Annotated in this window: 13 protein-coding genes; 6 read left to right on the top strand and 7 right to left on the bottom strand. The window is 70.0% G+C overall.

Features of this window, described 5'->3' with window-relative positions:
- Positions 1-45 precede the first annotated feature (45 nt).
- From OHU89_RS13915 to OHU89_RS13900, 4 genes are all read left to right on the top strand, one after another.
- Positions 46-2,064, top strand: coding sequence for a TerD family protein (locus OHU89_RS13915; RefSeq protein ID WP_405642791.1), 2,019 nt, complete (start codon positions 46-48; stop codon positions 2,062-2,064).
- Between the two features lie 228 nt (positions 2,065-2,292).
- Positions 2,293-3,294 carry a TerC/Alx family metal homeostasis membrane protein gene (locus tag OHU89_RS13910; RefSeq protein WP_405642789.1) on the top strand — a complete coding sequence of 334 codons (1,002 nt, stop codon included), beginning with the start codon at positions 2,293-2,295 and terminating at the stop codon, positions 3,292-3,294.
- Positions 3,295-3,422: 128 nt separating this feature from the next.
- Positions 3,423-3,737 carry a hypothetical protein gene (locus tag OHU89_RS13905; RefSeq protein WP_405642787.1) on the top strand — a complete coding sequence of 105 codons (315 nt, stop codon included), beginning with the start codon at positions 3,423-3,425 and terminating at the stop codon, positions 3,735-3,737.
- A 61-nt stretch (positions 3,738-3,798) separates the two neighbouring features.
- Positions 3,799-4,899 (top strand): calcium:proton antiporter, encoded by a 1,101-nt coding sequence (locus OHU89_RS13900; RefSeq protein WP_405642785.1) that lies wholly within the window; start codon positions 3,799-3,801, stop codon positions 4,897-4,899.
- A gap of 38 nt (positions 4,900-4,937) precedes the next feature.
- Here OHU89_RS13900 and OHU89_RS13895 read toward each other — a convergent pair whose 3' ends face one another.
- Positions 4,938-6,245 (bottom strand): MFS transporter, encoded by a 1,308-nt coding sequence (locus OHU89_RS13895; protein ID WP_405642783.1) that lies wholly within the window; start codon positions 6,243-6,245, stop codon positions 4,938-4,940.
- A gap of 51 nt (positions 6,246-6,296) precedes the next feature.
- The gene (locus tag OHU89_RS13890) at positions 6,297-7,343 is read right to left on the bottom strand and encodes a S66 peptidase family protein (RefSeq protein WP_405642781.1); all 1,047 of its coding nucleotides are present in this window, start codon (positions 7,341-7,343) and stop codon (positions 6,297-6,299) included.
- A gap of 104 nt (positions 7,344-7,447) precedes the next feature.
- On the opposite strand from OHU89_RS13890, the gene aroQ reads away from it, so the two are divergent.
- Entirely contained in the window at positions 7,448-7,921 is a 474-nt protein-coding gene (aroQ, locus tag OHU89_RS13885; RefSeq protein WP_405642779.1) for a type II 3-dehydroquinate dehydratase, read from the top strand.
- A 25-nt stretch (positions 7,922-7,946) separates the two neighbouring features.
- On the opposite strand, the gene OHU89_RS13880 is transcribed toward aroQ, so the two are convergent.
- The 5 genes from OHU89_RS13880 to OHU89_RS13860 all read right to left on the bottom strand — a co-directional run bounded on the left by OHU89_RS13880 (position 7,947) and on the right by OHU89_RS13860 (position 12,249).
- Positions 7,947-8,699 carry an amino acid ABC transporter ATP-binding protein gene (locus OHU89_RS13880; protein WP_405642777.1) on the bottom strand — a complete coding sequence of 251 codons (753 nt, stop codon included), beginning with the start codon at positions 8,697-8,699 and terminating at the stop codon, positions 7,947-7,949.
- Positions 8,696-9,592 carry an amino acid ABC transporter permease gene (locus OHU89_RS13875; RefSeq protein WP_405642775.1) on the bottom strand — a complete coding sequence of 299 codons (897 nt, stop codon included), beginning with the start codon at positions 9,590-9,592 and terminating at the stop codon, positions 8,696-8,698. The genes OHU89_RS13880 and OHU89_RS13875 overlap by 4 nt, the downstream gene beginning before the upstream one ends.
- Positions 9,589-10,476 (bottom strand): ABC transporter substrate-binding protein, encoded by an 888-nt coding sequence (locus OHU89_RS13870; RefSeq protein WP_405642773.1) that lies wholly within the window; start codon positions 10,474-10,476, stop codon positions 9,589-9,591. Before OHU89_RS13870 ends, OHU89_RS13875 begins: the two co-directional genes overlap by 4 nt.
- A gap of 408 nt (positions 10,477-10,884) precedes the next feature.
- On the bottom strand, positions 10,885-11,541 hold the full coding sequence (locus OHU89_RS13865; protein ID WP_266893954.1) for an MBL fold metallo-hydrolase: 657 nt from the start codon (positions 11,539-11,541) through the stop codon (positions 10,885-10,887).
- Positions 11,542-11,562: 21 nt separating this feature from the next.
- The gene (locus tag OHU89_RS13860; protein WP_405642771.1) at positions 11,563-12,249 is read right to left on the bottom strand and encodes a maleylpyruvate isomerase family mycothiol-dependent enzyme; all 687 of its coding nucleotides are present in this window, start codon (positions 12,247-12,249) and stop codon (positions 11,563-11,565) included.
- A gap of 224 nt (positions 12,250-12,473) precedes the next feature.
- Here OHU89_RS13860 and uvrA point away from each other — a divergent pair, with 224 nt between their 5' ends.
- Positions 12,474-15,518: an excinuclease ABC subunit UvrA gene (gene uvrA, locus OHU89_RS13855; RefSeq protein WP_405642769.1), complete on the top strand. Its 3,045-nt coding sequence runs from the start codon at positions 12,474-12,476 to the stop codon at positions 15,516-15,518.
- Positions 15,519-15,585 lie beyond the last annotated feature (67 nt).

Raw genomic sequence — 15,585 nt, 5'->3', positions numbered from 1 at the left:
GCGAGCGGTACCCGACACCGAACAGCGACACAGGGGGACGAAGGCATGACGGCCGAGCTGGTGCGGGGGCAGAACCACCCGCTCTCCCAGGCCCGTCTCGAGATCCGGGTCTCGGCCGGCAAGCCGATCGTGGCCGGAGCCGCGTTGAGCGACGAGCACGGCAAGGTCCACGGCGTGGAGTGGGTGGCCCACCCGGGCGCACCCACCCTGCCGGGCCTGGAGGTCTCCCGGCAGGCAGCCGCCGACCACCGCCTCGCGGTGGACCTCGGCGCCATGCCGGAGGTGGTGCACCGGATCAGTGTGCTGCTCGCCCTGCCCACGGGAGTGGCGGGCCCGGTCCGCTTCGGCGGCCTGGCCGCCCCCTTCGTCGCGGTCACCGGCCTCGACGGCGCCGAGGTCGCCAGCTACACCATCACCGGCCTGGAGGCCGAGTCCGCCGTCGTCGCCCTGGAGCTCTACCGCCGTCAGGGCGCCTGGAAGGTGCGCGCCGTCGGCCAGGGGTACGCCGGCGGCCTCGCCGAACTCCTGGCGGACCAGGGCATGCCGGAGGCCCACACGCTCGCCGGCAGCATCAACGAGGCCGTGGCCCAGGGTCTGGCCCGCTCCGTCCCGGCCCCGCCGCGCACCGCCGACGGCGACCGCACCCGGCAGACGGCCGCACCGGCACTCGGCCCGGACCAGGGGGGTACGGCACCTCAGGGAGCCGTACCACCGCAGCCGCCGACCTCGCCCTACGGCGCCCAGACGTCCGGCCAGCCCACCTCTCCCTACGGTGCGCAGGGCGCCCAGCCGGGCTCCACGGACCCCTCCGCGGCCACCCAGCCGTCCGCGCCCACCGCGGGCGGTCCGGTCGACTACAGCCACCCGCACCGGCAGACCACCGCACCGCCGCCGCCCCCGCCGACCGCGCCCCCGGCCCAGCCCGGGCAGCCGCAGCAGCCCGTCGCGGGGGACGCGACCGGCTGGTCCATGGACGAGCGGCTCTACAACCAGGTGTGGGGCATGTTCGAGGACCTGGCCCGCTCCATGGCCGCGTACCGCAGTGCCGTCGACTTCGCCGAGTCACGCATGGAGAAGGAGCTCGACCAGGTCCTGTCCGACCCGCGCAGCCGGATCGGGGGCCAGGGCGACGCCGCGCGCGAGGCGGCCCGCGCCAAGCACGCCCAGCTCGTCGACCAGGCCCAGGCGGCCCTCGACCGGGACCTCGCGCAGCTCGCCGCCGAGGCCGATGTCGTGGAACCTGCGCTGCCGCCGGCGTACGCCCGCTGGGACAACCCTGTCTGGCACGGCTACCGGGTGCCGATGGAGATCCCCATGGCCCTGCGCCTGGGCGACCTCCACCTTCCCGAGGCCCCGCAGGTGAGCATCCCGATGCTGGTCAGGCTCCCGCTGGAGCGCGGACTGTGGATCGACAGCGGGCGGGCCGGCACGATCGACGGCTCGTACACCGACTCCCACGAAGTGAAGCGCCTGGCCATGGACACCGCGGTGGCGGTCGCGGCCCGGCTGCTCGCCGTCTATCCCGCGCGCGAGTTCACCGTCCACGTCATCGACCCGGCGGGCTCGGGCGGACAGGCGCTGGTGCCACTGGTGCAGAGCGGCGTGCTCGCGGCCCCGCCCGCGGTCGGCGCGGCGGGTGTGACGGACGTCCTGGCCCGGCTCACCCAACGGGTCGACCTGGTGCAGATGGCGGTGCGGGGCGGCGCGCCCGACGCGCTCCCGCCCGGCTTCGACACCTCCGAGCAGCTCCTGATCGTCAACGACTTCCCGCACGGCTTCGACGACCGCGCCGTGACCCAGCTGCGCTACCTCGCCGACGAGGGCCCGGCGGTCGGCGTCCACCTGATGATGGTCGCGGACCGCGAGGAGGCCTCCGGGTACGGTCCGTTGCTCGACCCGCTGTGGCGTTCGCTGATGCGACTCACACCGGTTCCCGACGACCATCTCGCCGACCCGTGGGTGGGGCATGCCTGGACGTACGAGCCCTCGCTCGTGCCGGCGGGCAGTCAGGTGCTCCAGCAGGTGCTTCAGCAGGTGGCGGCGGCCCGTACCAAGTACACGTAAAGTCGCCTGACCAGGTGCTTTGACCTTTCTTTTGCCAATCGCTTTACCTTTCCTTGGTGATTGGGGTACCGTCTTCCTCACGGAGGGGAGTACTCCCTGTCGATGCGGCGTACCCGTCAATACGGATCGGATCTGATCCCGGGGCGTCGGCCCACCTTGGGTGGAAGAGACCTCCGGCAGCGCGACGACGCTGGTTATTTGCCGTTACGTCATGCCGGAGGCGCAGCAGTGGATGTTTCCGTGACCCTGTGGGTCCTGACAATCGTGGGCCTCGCAGCCCTGATCGCGGTCGACTTCTTCATCGGCCGCAAGCCGCACGACGTGTCCATCAAGGAAGCCGGAATCTGGACGGTCGTCTGGATCGCCCTGGCCGGCCTCTTCGGGCTGGGCCTGTTCATCTTCGGCGGTGGCCAGGCCGGCGGAGAGTTCTTCGCGGGCTTCATCACCGAGAAGTCCCTGAGCGTCGACAACCTCTTCGTCTTCGTCCTGATCATGGCGAAGTTCTCGGTCCCGTCGCAGTACCAGCAGCGGGTCCTGCTCGTCGGTGTCCTCATAGCCCTGGTGCTCAGGGCCATCTTCATCGCCGCGGGTGCCGCGATCCTCGCCAGCTTCGCGTGGGTGTTCTACATCTTCGGTGCTTTCCTCATCTGGACCGCCTGGAAGCTCATCCAGGAGGCCCGGGCCAGCGAGGAGGACGAGGAGTGGGAGGAGAACAAGCTCCTCAAGGCGGCCGAGCGCAGGTTCGGAGTCGCCGACCGCTACCACGGCACCAAGCTGTGGATCCAGCAGAACGGCAAGCGGGTCATGACCCCGATGCTGGTCGTGATGCTCGCGATCGGCACCACCGATGTGCTCTTCGCCCTGGACTCGATCCCCGCGATCTTCGGCCTGACCCAGGACCCGTACATCGTGTTCACGGCCAACGCGTTCGCCCTGATGGGTCTGCGCCAGCTGTACTTCCTCATCGGCGGTCTGCTGAGGAAGCTGGTCCACCTCAGCTACGGCCTGTCGATCATCCTCGGCTTCATCGGCGTCAAGCTGGTGCTGCACGCGCTGCACGAGTCCGGGGTCCATGTCCCGGAGATCTCCATCCCCGTCTCCCTCGGCGTGATCTGCGCGGTCCTGATCGTCACCACGATCACCAGCCTCCGCGCCTCCAAGAAGCAGGCGGCGGCCGAGGCGGCGCAGGCGCAGAGCGATGGCGCTCCGAAGGACAGCATCGACGTCTGACCACGTCGGTCGTAGGAACAACCAGCACCGGGAGCGCCGTGCGGCCAATTGCCGCCCACCGCTCCCGGTGCTTCCGTTGTGTGCGGAGCGTCTCCCGCCCGGAGACGCCACGGCCGGGTGGAGGCACCATGGACGCACCCATGAAGTTCGTGCAGATCATCGACTACGAGACCGACCGCATCGAAGAGATGCAGGCAATGGGCCGGCGGGCGGAGGAACAGTTCGCCGGCCGCACCGACGGCCCCACCCACCGCATGGTGCTGAGGGACCGCAGTAATCCCAACCGCTACCTCGTCGTCATCGAGTTCGACTCCTACGAGGAGGCCATGCGCAACAGCGGCGACCCGGAGACGGGCAAGTTCGCGGAGCAGATGGCCGCGTTGTGCACCAAGGCGCCGACCTTCACGGACTGCGATCTGGTGGACGTCACCGAGCTCAAGTGAGGCCCGTGGGGCCCCGTCCCGCCAGGGTGCGGGGCCCTACCCCCTCTGCGACGATCGCCGCATGATCACTCGGCTCAGGTCGCTCACCACCCAGTGGACGATCCTCGTGCCGGTGCTCGCCGTCGTCCTCCTGGCCCTTACCTGGGGGCGCGATCTGCCGGGCGTGATCGTCGCCCTGGTGACCCTGGTCCTCGCGGGCGCCGTCCTGGCCGCCGTGCACCACGCCGAAGTGGTCGCGCACCGGGTCGGCGAACCCTTCGGTTCCCTCGTTCTCGCCGTCGCCGTCACCATCATCGAAGTCGCCCTCATCGTCACCCTGATGGCCGACGGCGGTGGCAAAAGTTCGACTCTCGCCCGGGACACGGTCTTCGCGGCCGTGATGATCACCTGCAACGGCATCGTCGGCATCTGCCTCCTGGTCGCCTCGCTGCGCCACGGCATCGCCGTCTTCAACCCCGAGGGCACCGGCGCCGCCCTCGCGACCGTCGCCACCCTGGCCACCCTCAGCCTGGTCCTGCCGACGTTCACGACGAGCAAGCCGGGCCCGGAGTTCTCCGGCGTCCAGCTGACCTTCGCCGCGCTCTCCTCGCTGGTCCTGTACGGCCTGTTCGTGGCGACCCAGACCGTGCGGCACCGCGACTACTTCCTCCCGATCACCCGCCAGGGCGTGGTCGTCACCGTCGACGACCACGCCGACGCGCCGTCCTCCCGCACCGCCCGGATCAGCCTCGGGCTGCTGGGACTGGCCCTGATCGGCGTCGTCGGCCTGGCCAAGGGCGTGTCGTCCACCATCGAGTCCGGGGTGTCCGCGGCCGGACTGCCCCATGCCGTCGTCGGCGTGATCATCGCCCTGCTGGTGCTGCTCCCCGAGACCATCGCCGCGCTGCGCTCCGCGCGCCGCGACCGCGTGCAGACCAGCCTCAACCTCGCGCTCGGCTCCGCGATGGCCAGCATCGGCCTCACCATTCCCGCCGTCGCCCTGGCCTCCATCTGGCTCGACGGCCCGCTCGTCCTGGGCCTGGGCGCCACCCACATGGTGTTGCTGGCCCTGACCGTGGTGGTCAGCTCCCTGACGGTGGTGCCGGGCCGGGCCACCCCGCTCCAGGGCGGCGTACACCTGGTGCTGTTCGCGGCCTACCTGGAGCTGGCGATCAATCCGTAGACCGACCTGCTGACCGATCCATGGACCGATTCCCCGGATCAATCCATGGCCCGCTCCGCCGCGGCGGCCACCGGCACCGGACGCGTCTCCGGCAGCAGCGCGAAGCACCCCAGGCTCAGCAGCGCGATCCCCGTCAGATACGCCCCCACGCCCCACGGCACCCGGCCCCCCCGCTCGGCGAGCGCCGTCGCCACGATCGGTGTGAGCGCGCCCCCGAGGACCCCGCCGAGGTTGTAGCCGACCGCGGCGCCCGTGCAGCGCACCCTCGGCTCGTACAGCTCCGGCAGATACGCGGCGATCACGGCGAACATCGTGATGAACGCGAGCAGCGCGCCCAGGAACCCCAGGAACATCAGCAGCGGTTCGCCGGTCGAGAGCAGCGCGACCATCGGGAACATCCACACGGCCGCCACCGCGCACCCCGTCAGACACAGCGGCCGCCGCCCGTAGCGGTCGCCGAGCAACGCCGCCACCGGCGTGAGCGATCCCTTCACCACGACCGCGGCCATGATGCAGGCCAGCATGACCGTACGGCCCACGCCCAGCCGCTCCGTCGCATACGCGAGGGACCAGGTCGTGACGGCGTAGAAGATCGCGTACCCGACCGCGAGCGCCCCGGCCGTCAGCAGGACGAGCCGCCAGTGGTCGCGCACGACCTCGACGAGCGGCACACGCGCGTGGTCGTCGATCTCGAGGAAGCTGGGACTCTCGGCGAGCGACGACCGCAGCCACAGCCCCGCCACGGCCAGCACCCCCGCAGCCCAGAACGGCACCCGCCACCCCCACGCGGCGAACTGCGCCTCGGTCAGCGACGCCGACAGGACGAGCATCACGCCGTTGGCGAGCAGAAATCCCACCGCGGGCCCGATCTGGGGGAAGCTCGACCACAGGGCCCGCCGCTCGGGCGGCGCGTGCTCGGCCGTCAGCAGCACGGCCCCGCCCCACTCCCCGCCGAGCCCCAGGCCCTGCAGGAACCGCAGCACGAGCAGCAGCAGGGGAGCGGTCACCCCGATCGAGTCGTATGTCGGTACACAGCCGACCGCGACCGTGGCGCCGCCCGTCAGCAGCAACGACGCGACGAGGACCGGCCGCCGCCCGCGCCGGTCCCCGATGTGCCCGAACAGCACCGAACCCAGCGGCCGCGCCACGAACCCCACGCCGAACGTGGCGAAGGCGGCCAGGGTCCCCGCCAGCGGCGAGAACGTCGGGAAGAACAGCGGCCCCAGGACCAGCGCCGCCGCGGTCCCGTAGACGAAGAAGTCGTAGAACTCGATGGCCGTCCCGGCGAGCGAGGCGGCCGCGAGCCGCAGCATGGAGGGCGCCCTTACGGTGCGTACGTCGTGCATGCCGCGTCAACTACCCACGGTGACGACGGGTTACGGGGGCGTGCGGGCGCGTCAGTAGGTGACCGTGATGCGCCGGGCGGGACCGTCGACGCGGACGAGACCCCCGTAGGGAATGACGAGTTGGGGATCGGTGTGGCCGCAGTCCACGTCGAAGACGATCGTGGTGTCGGGGGCATACATCCGCATCGCGCGCAGTACTGCGGCACGTTGCGCCGCCGCGTAACGTTCGGCCTGCTCCGGGTTGTTGGGCTGCTCGAAGGACCAGGTCTTGGCGCGCGCCATCAGCAGTGCTGAGAAGCGCCGGAGCAGGCCGCGCTCGCCCATGTTGCGCAGGATCCGGAAGACCTCCTCGCCGCTCGGCATCTCCTCGGAGGTCTCCAGGAGCAGAACGCTGCCGTCGTACTCGCTCAGGTCGTGTGCGATCTCGCGGTCGGCCATCAGCAGCCAGGCCAGGATCTCCAGACAGCCGCCCCACGTCCGGCCCTCGACCACGCGGTCGGGATTCACCCAGGTCCAGCCGCTGCCGGGCCTGGTCTCCGGCTCCGCTTCGAAGGTCGCAGGGTCCGCCCAGTCACGGTTGACGTCGTTCCAGCGGTCGGCGGGCCTCAGCTCGTACTCGCCCGAGGCGAACAGCGCGGCCCGCAGGGAGTCCGCGGTCTGCGGGTTCATGGCGCCGGGGCGGCCCAGCTCGCACATCACGGTCGCGCCGTGAAAGCCGACGATCCCCGTGTTGCGCAGATACACGAGCAGGTTCGTATTGTCGCTCGTCCCGAAGAACGGCTTCGGGTTCGCCCGGATCAACTCCCGGTCCAGGTAAGGCAGCACGGTGATCTGGTCGTCGCCGCCGATCGACGCGATGACCGCCTTGATGTCCGGGTCGGCGAAGGCGGCGTGGATGTCGTCGGCGCGCTCTTGCGGCGTCGTGCCCAACTTGCGGGTCGTCGGGTACTCGACCGGGACGAGGCCGTAGTCCTCGCGCAGTCGTTCCAGGCCCAGTTCGAAGGGGCGCGGGAACAGCTCGGGCAGGCCGGCGCCGGCCGAGATGACGGCTATGCGGTCGCCGGGGGAGGGCTTGGGCGGGTACGAGATCGTCGTCATCCGTGGAGGGTACGGCTGTCCGCTCCCCGGGTGCACCGTGATAAACCGGGGTCTGAGCAGCGGTCTTCAACGGATCGCGCACCCGCCACCGGACCGGAGGAACCGTGCCCCGCACCCTGGCCAACGCCCCGATCATGATCCTCAACGGCCCCAACCTGAACCTGCTCGGCCAGCGCCAGCCGGAGATCTACGGTTCCGACACCCTCGCCGACGTCGAGGCCCTGTGTGCCAAGACCGCGGCCGCGCACGGCGGCACCGTGGACTTCCGGCAGTCCAACCACGAGGGCGAGCTGGTCGACTGGATCCACGAGGCGCGGCTGAACCACTGCGGGATCGTCATCAACCCCGGCGCCTACTCGCACACGTCGGTCGCGATTCTGGACGCACTCAACACCTGCGACGGACTGCCGGTGCTGGAGGTCCACATCTCCAACATCCACAAGCGCGAGTCCTTCCGGCACCACTCGTACGTCTCCCTGCGCGCCGACGGCGTCATCGCGGGCTGTGGTGTGCAGGGATACGCGTTCGGCGTGGAGCGGGTCGCGGCGCTGGCGGGGACGGGACAGGCCGAGGCGTAAGTCCCGCCCTCCTGGTGGGCGCCTGTTACAGGCGCCCGGCCTCCACGATCCGCCGCAGGAAGCGCTGTGTGCGCTCCTGCTGCGGGTCACCGAAGATCTGCTCGGCCGTCCCGCTCTCCAGAACGACGCCTCCGTCCAGAAAACAGACCTGGTCGGCGACATCGCGGGCGAAGCCCATCTCGTGCGTGGCCAGCACCATGGTCATGCCCTCGCCCTTCAGATCACGCACGACGCTGAGCACCTCGCCCACGAGCTCCGGGTCGAGGGCCGCGGTGATCTCGTCGAGGAGCAACAGCCGAGGACGTACGGCCAGAGCGCGCACGATCGCGACCCGCTGCTGCTGACCGCCGCTCAGCCGGTCCGGGTACTCGCCCGCCTTGCCACCGAGCCCGAGCCGCTCCAGCAGCTCCTTGCCGCGCTCCTCGGCCTCCGCGCGGGACACCCCGTGCACACGGCGCGGGGCGAGCGTGATGTTCTCCAGCACCGTCATGTGCGGGAAGAGGTTGTACGCCTGGAAGACCACGCCGATACGGCGGCGTACCGCGTCCTGGTCGACCCGCGGGTCGGTGATCTCCTCGCCGTCCAGCCAGATCGCGCCGTCGTCGATCTCCTCCAGGAGGTTCGCACAGCGCAGCAGCGTGGACTTGCCGGAACCGGAGGCGCCGATCAGCGCGGTCACCGTGTGCGAGGCGACCTCGAGGTCCACGTCCCGCAGCACGACAGAGCCGCCGAACGTCTTGCGGACGGACTCCATCCGCAGCACCGGTGCGTCGCTCATGTGGTTCCTCCCTGGGCCCGCTGACGGTCCATCCGGGTCGTCACCCAGTCCGTGAACCGGGTCATCGGAATGGTCAGCGCGACGAAGACCAGGCCCGCGACGATGTACGGCGTGTAATTGAGGCTGCGGCCCACGATGATGTCGGCGGCCCGTACGGCGTCCACCGCACCGCCGATCGACACGAGCCCGGTGTCCTTCTGCAGCGACACCAGGTCGTTCAGCAGGGGCGGCACCTGGCGTCGTACGGCCTGCGGCAGCACCACGTGCCGCAGCGCCTGCCGGTTGGAGAGGCCGAGCGAGCGGGCCGCGGCGCGCTGCGAGGGGTGGATGGACTCGATGCCGGCGCGGAACACCTCGGCCACGTACGCGGAGTACGTCAGCGTCAGCGCCGTGCCGCCCAGCAGCACCGGGTCGACGGTCACGCCCTGGAGCCGCAGCGCCGGGACGCCCAGGACCACGATCATCAGGTTGATGATGAGCGGGAGGCCCCGGAAGAAGTCCGTATAGGCGGCGGCCAGCACCCGCAGCGGGAAGAACACCGGGCCGCGCAGGGTGCGGGCGATGGCGATGAGCATGCCGAGGACGAGCACGGCCACGCCGCAGATCAGCAGCAGCCGGAGGTTGAGCCACAGCCCTTCGAGGACCTTGGGGAACGCCTCGCGCGCGTACTCCCCGTTGAAGAAGGTCTCCTTGGTGCGCGGCCAGCCCGGCGCGTTGACGACGACCAGGTAGAGGACGACGGCCGTGACGAGCGTGGAGAGCGCGGCGATCGCCGTGGCTCGTCGGGAGCGGGTCCGCTTGTGGCGTTCCCGCTCGAGCCGCCGCTCGGAGGGCGTGTACCCGTCGCCCGAGTCCGGCGACTCCGCGCCGGACTCCTCCTTCGTGAGCGTCACTTGAGCACCGGGGCGTCGACGGCGTCGGACAGCCACTGCTGCTCGATCTTCGCCAGCGTGCCGTTCTCGCGCAGGGTGTCGACCGCGTCGGTCACGCAGGACGTGAGCGCGCTGCCCTTGTCGAGGACGAGGCCGAACTGCTCCGGCGTGCCGCCCTGGTTCTCGAACTGGCCGACGATCTCGGCGTCGGTCACCTCGGCCGCGGTGATGTAGAAGGCGGTCGGCAAGTCGACGACGATGGCGTCCACCTGGCCGTTCTTCAGCGCGGACTTGGCCTGGTCGTTCTTGGCGTAGGCGGCGACCTGCTGGGTCGGCTTCACCACGTCCTCGAGGTAGTTGAGGCTGGTCGTGCCGACCTGGGCGCCCAGCTTGAGGCCCTTCAGGTCCGCGATGCTCGTCGCCTTCGCCGCCTTGGTGCCCTTGAGGGCGATGACCGCCTGACGCACGTCGTAGTAGCCGGACGAGAAGTCCACGGCCTTCTTGCGCTCGGTGCTGATCGACACCTGGTTGATGTCGAAGTCGAAGGTCTTCTCACCGGGCGCGAACGCCTTGTTGAAGGGAACGCTCTGCCAGACGACGGCACTCTTGTCGTAGCCGAGCTGCTCCGCCACGGCGTAGGCGACCGCGGACTCGAACCCCTTGCCGTTGGCGGGCTGGTCGTCCTTGAACCACGGCTCGTACGCGGGCTCGTCGGTGGCGATCGTCAGCTTGCCGGACGTCTCGGTGGCCAGCTTCCCCTTGGCACACGTGGTGCCGGTCGACGACCCCGAAGGCTTGGCGGCCGAGTCCTCCTCCGGCTGCGGTGCGCAGCCGACGGCGGTGGCGAGCAGGGCTATGGTCGCGGCGGCGACAGCGCGGCGCAGGGTGCGGGGGGCGAGGTGCATGGCGGGAGATTGACAGCAGGGCGACCCGTTTGTCGAGGTCACAGCGGTATTTGTCCGCATACTGGGAACGGGTGTTGCGTTCTTGTGAACGCCCCCTGTGCACGTCGCCGGGGCCGCCGGCCGAGGGCGGGGATCGGAAGACCGGCGGCCCTTGCCGCGCAGGAGCCGTCATCCTGTGCGGGGCTGCTACCAGTTGACCGCGCAACCATGTGCGCGGGGAGCGTGCGCAGGGCACCGGCGTGTGTGAACGGTTCACACGGGGCGCGTGCGCTGTCATGCGCGCCGGGGGCGCGAAGGTGCGGCGCGTAAAGGTGTGTTGTGCGCGGGGCGCTCGAGGGTCGTTATGCCCCGGGCGTGCGCGAGTTGGTTACGCGCCGGTGCGCAGGGATTCGTCGCGCGCCCCGTCGTTCACCATCCGCGCGCGTGCCACTCCGGCAACTGCGGACGCTCGGCGCCGAGCGATGTGTCGTTGCCGTGGCCCGGGTAGACCCACGTCTCGTCCGGCAGGACGCCGAAGATCTTCGTCTCCACGTCGTGGATCAGGCTCGCGAACGCCTCGGGATCCTTGCGGGTGTTGCCCACGCCGCCGGGGAAGAGACAGTCGCCGGTGAACACATGGGGGTGGCCGTGCGGGTCGTCGTAGACGAGGGCGATCGACCCCGGCGTGTGTCCGACGAGATGGCGCGCGGTCAGCTCCACACGCCCCACCCGGATCGTGGCGCCGTCGTCGACGAGGACGTCGGTCGGAACGGGGATGCCGGCGGCGTCCTCCCGGCCCGCGTACGTACGGGCGCCGGTGGCGTCGACGACCCGGGCGAGGGCCTGCCAGTGGTCGCCGTGCTGGTGCGTGGTGACGACGGACGCGATGCCGTCGTCACCGATCATGCCGATCAGCGTCTCCGCGTCGTTGGCCGCGTCGATCAGCAGCTGTTCGTCCGTGGCCCGGCAGCGCAGCAGATAGGCGTTGTTGTTCATGGGACCGACCGCGATCTTGGTGATCATCAGGTCCTTGAGTTCGTGCACGTCCGCCGGGCCACCGACCGTGACCTGTCCGCTGTACGTCATGGCGGTCAGTCTAGGGCGCCCCTACAGCGGAGGAAGCTCCGGCAGCCTTCCGCCCTCCACCCTCAGCGCCGATCCGTCACGGCGCCCGGCGAGCCAGCCGAGCAGGTCGGCGGGGGATCCCGTCACCGTGACCACGAGCGCCTCCGCCACCCGGCCCGTGGTCCACGCGCGCGTGTCGTCCGTCAGGCGGGTCGGCGGTACGTCGGGGTGCCCGGTGAACCGCTCGGCGAGGAAGACGATCTCCCGGTCCGCGAACTCCGCGGGCACGTCCTCCAGCTCGTACCCGATCCCGAGGTCCACATGGTGCAGCTCCACCTCCACCCACCGCCGGAACGGCACCCGGGCCGCCGAGTCGGTGACGCCGTTGCGCAGCTGCACGACGCGCGACCAGTCGGCCGGGACGGCTCCCGCCTCCTGGAAGCGGGCGGCGCTGTCACGGACGTCCGTGAGCTGGATGTCGAGGGGGCGCGGGGCGTCCCGGTCGATGTCGGCGTCCCGGGCCTCCCCGGAGACGTACATCGGCCGGCCCTCCAGAACGTTCACGAGGGCGTCCGCGTTGCGGGCGAGGTGGGCGAGGATGTGGCCGCGGGTCCACCCGGGGAGCCGTGACGGCTCGGACACAGACGCGTTGTCCAGTTTGGCGGCTGCGGTGAGCAGCCGCTCCGTCGCGTCACGTACAGACGCCAGGTCATGCGCGTGATCAATCATGCTGCTGACACTAGCTGCGCCACACCTTTGGGTGAAGGTGGTGAAGCAGTGCCGTAAATCGAATGCGCGTGCTATATGGTCGACAGCGGCGTCGGGCATGCTGGAAGGCCGGGGATTGTTATGCATCCGGGAATCCGACCGGCGTTGTCAGTGGCTCCCCCTAGTCTGAAAAAGCACGGGGGCCTCGCCCCTGTCACTTCTTCTCAAGAAAGGTGCGGACCGGCGTGGCCGACCGTCTCATCGTCCGTGGCGCGCGCGAGCACAACCTCAAGAACGTCTCGCTCGACCTGCCGCGTGACTCGCTCATCGTCTTCACGGGCCTGTCCGGGTCGGGCAAGTCCTCCCTGGCCTTCGACACGATCTTCGCCGAAGGTCAGCGTCGGTACGTGGAGTCGCTCTCCTCGTACGCCCGCCAGTTCCTCGGCCAGATGGACAAGCCGGACGTCGACTTCATCGAGGGCCTCTCGCCCGCGGTCTCCATCGACCAGAAGTCGACCTCTCGCAACCCGCGCTCGACGGTCGGCACCATCACCGAGGTCTACGACTACCTCCGGCTGCTCTTCGCGCGGATCGGCAAGCCGCACTGCCCCGAGTGCGGCCGCCCGATCGCGCGCCAGTCGCCGCAGGCCATCGTCGACAAGGTGCTGGAGCTGCCGGAGGGGAGCCGCTTCCAGGTGCTGTCGCCGCTGGTGCGCGAGCGCAAGGGCGAGTTCGTCGACCTCTTCGCCGACCTCCAGACCAAGGGCTACAGCCGCGCGCGTGTGGACGGCGAGACCATCCAGCTCTCCGAGCCGCCCACACTGAAGAAGCAGGAGAAGCACACCATCGAGGTGGTCATCGACCGCCTCACGGTGAAGGAGTCCGCCAAGCGCCGGCTCACCGACTCCGTGGAGACCGCCCTCGGCCTCGCCGGCGGCATGGTCGTCCTCGACTTCGTCGACCTCCCCGCGGACGACCCCGAGCGCGAGCGCATGTACTCGGAGCACCTGTACTGCGCGTACGACGACCTGTCCTTCGAGGAGCTGGAGCCCCGCTCCTTCTCCTTCAACTCCCCCTTCGGCGCCTGCCCCGAGTGCAGCGGCATCGGCACCCGCATGGAGGTCGACGCCGAGCTGATCGTCCCCGACGAGGACAAGTCCCTCGACGAGGGCGCCATCCACCCCTGGTCGCACGGGCACACCAAGGACTACTTCGGCCGGCTGATCGGCGCCCTCGCGGACGCGCTGGGATTCCGGACCGACATCCCCTTCGCGGGCCTGCCGCAGCGTGCCAAGAAGGCCCTGCTGTACGGCCACAAGACGCAGATCGAGGTCCGCTACCGGAACCGGTACGGACGCGAGCGGGTCTACACGACGCCCTTCGAAGGAGCCGTCCCCTTCGTCAAGCGCCGGCACAGCGAGTCCGAGAGCGACGCCAGCCGTGAGCGCTTCGAGGGCTACATGCGCGAGGTGCCCTGCCCCACCTGTGAGGGCACCCGCCTCAAGCCGATCGTCCTCGCGGTCACGGTGATGGGGAAGTCGATCGCCGAGGTCTCCGCGATGTCCATCAGCGACTGCGCGGACTTCCTGGGCGAGCTGAAGCTCAACACCCGCGACAAGAAGATCGCCGAGCGGGTGCTCAAGGAGGTCAACGAGCGACTCAAGTTCCTCGTCGACGTCGGCCTCGACTACCTCTCGCTCAACCGCGCGGCCGGCACCCTGTCCGGCGGTGAGGCCCAGCGCATCCGCCTGGCCACCCAGATCGGCTCCGGCCTCGTCGGTGTGCTGTACGTCCTGGACGAGCCGTCCATCGGTCTGCACCAGCGCGACAACCACCGGCTGATCGAGACCCTGGTCCGGCTGCGCGACATGGGCAACACGCTCATCGTCGTCGAGCACGACGAGGACACCATCAAGGTCGCCGACTGGATCGTCGACATCGGCCCCGGCGCCGGCGAGCACGGCGGCAAGGTCGTGCACAGCGGCTCCCTGAAGGAGCTGCTCACCAACGCCGAGTCCATGACCGGCCAGTACCTGTCCGGCAAGAAGGCGATCCCGCTCCCCGACATCCGGCGCCCGCAGGACCCGTCCCGCCGGCTCACGGTGCACGGTGCCCGGGAGAACAACCTCCAGGACATCGACGTCTCGTTCCCGCTCGGTGTGTTCACCGCGGTCACCGGCGTCTCCGGCTCCGGCAAGTCCACGCTGGTCAACGACATCCTGTACACGCACCTGGCCCGTGAGTTGAACGGCGCCCGGAGCGTTCCGGGACGCCACACGCGCGTGGACGGCGACGACCTCGTAGACAAGGTCGTGCACGTCGACCAGTCGCCCATCGGCCGCACCCCGCGGTCCAACCCGGCGACGTACACCGGCGTCTTCGACCACGTCCGCAAGCTGTTCGCCGAGACCACCGAGGCGAAGGTCCGCGGCTACCTGCCCGGCCGCTTCTCCTTCAACGTCAAGGGCGGCCGCTGCGAGAACTGCTCGGGCGACGGCACGATCAAGATCGAGATGAACTTCCTCCCGGACGTCTATGTCCCGTGCGAGGTCTGCCACGGCGCCCGGTACAACCGGGAGACCCTGGAGGTCCACTACAAGGGCAGGTCCATCGCCGAGGTCCTGAACATGCCCATCGAGGAAGCCATGCACTTCTTCGAGGCCGTCCCGGCGATCAACCGCCACCTCAAGACGCTCAACGACGTCGGTCTCGGCTATGTCCGCCTCGGCCAGTCCGCGACCACCCTGTCCGGCGGCGAGGCCCAGCGCGTGAAGCTGGCCAGCGAGCTTCAGAAGCGCTCCACCGGACGCACGGTCTACGTCCTGGACGAGCCGACCACCGGTCTGCACTTCGAGGACATCAGCAAGCTGCTGAAGGTCCTCTCCGGCCTGGTCGACAAGGGCAACACGGTCATCGTCATCGAGCACAACCTCGACGTGATCAAGACCGCCGACTGGGTCGTCGACATGGGCCCCGAGGGCGGCGCGGGCGGCGGCCTCGTCGTCGCCGAGGGCACCCCCGAGGAGGTCGCCGGAGTCCCCACGAGCCACACCGGCAAGTTCCTGCGGGAGATCCTCGGCGCCGACCGGATCAGCGACGCGTCCTCGGTGAAGGCCCCGCGCAAGACGGCGGCCAGGAAGACCGTCGCCGCCAAGACGGCCGCGAAGAAGACGGCCACGGCGAGGACGACCGCGACCAGGGCCGCCGACACCACGGCGACCAAGAAGGCGGCCGGCGCCACCAAGAAGGCGGCACCCGCGAAGAAGGCGACCCGGGCCCGCAAGGCCTGAGCCCCATGGGTGACAGGTCCTGAGAAATGCGGAAAAGTTCGGCGCCCCGTGGGAACTCCCCGCGGGG

Origin of the sequence: Streptomyces sp. NBC_00019, from assembly GCF_045041015.1 — a bacterium.
Classification (GTDB): Bacteria; Actinomycetota; Actinomycetes; order Streptomycetales; family Streptomycetaceae; genus Streptomyces.
Note: the sequence above shows the minus strand (reverse complement) of the source record. Positions and strands in the feature narration are given on the sequence as shown.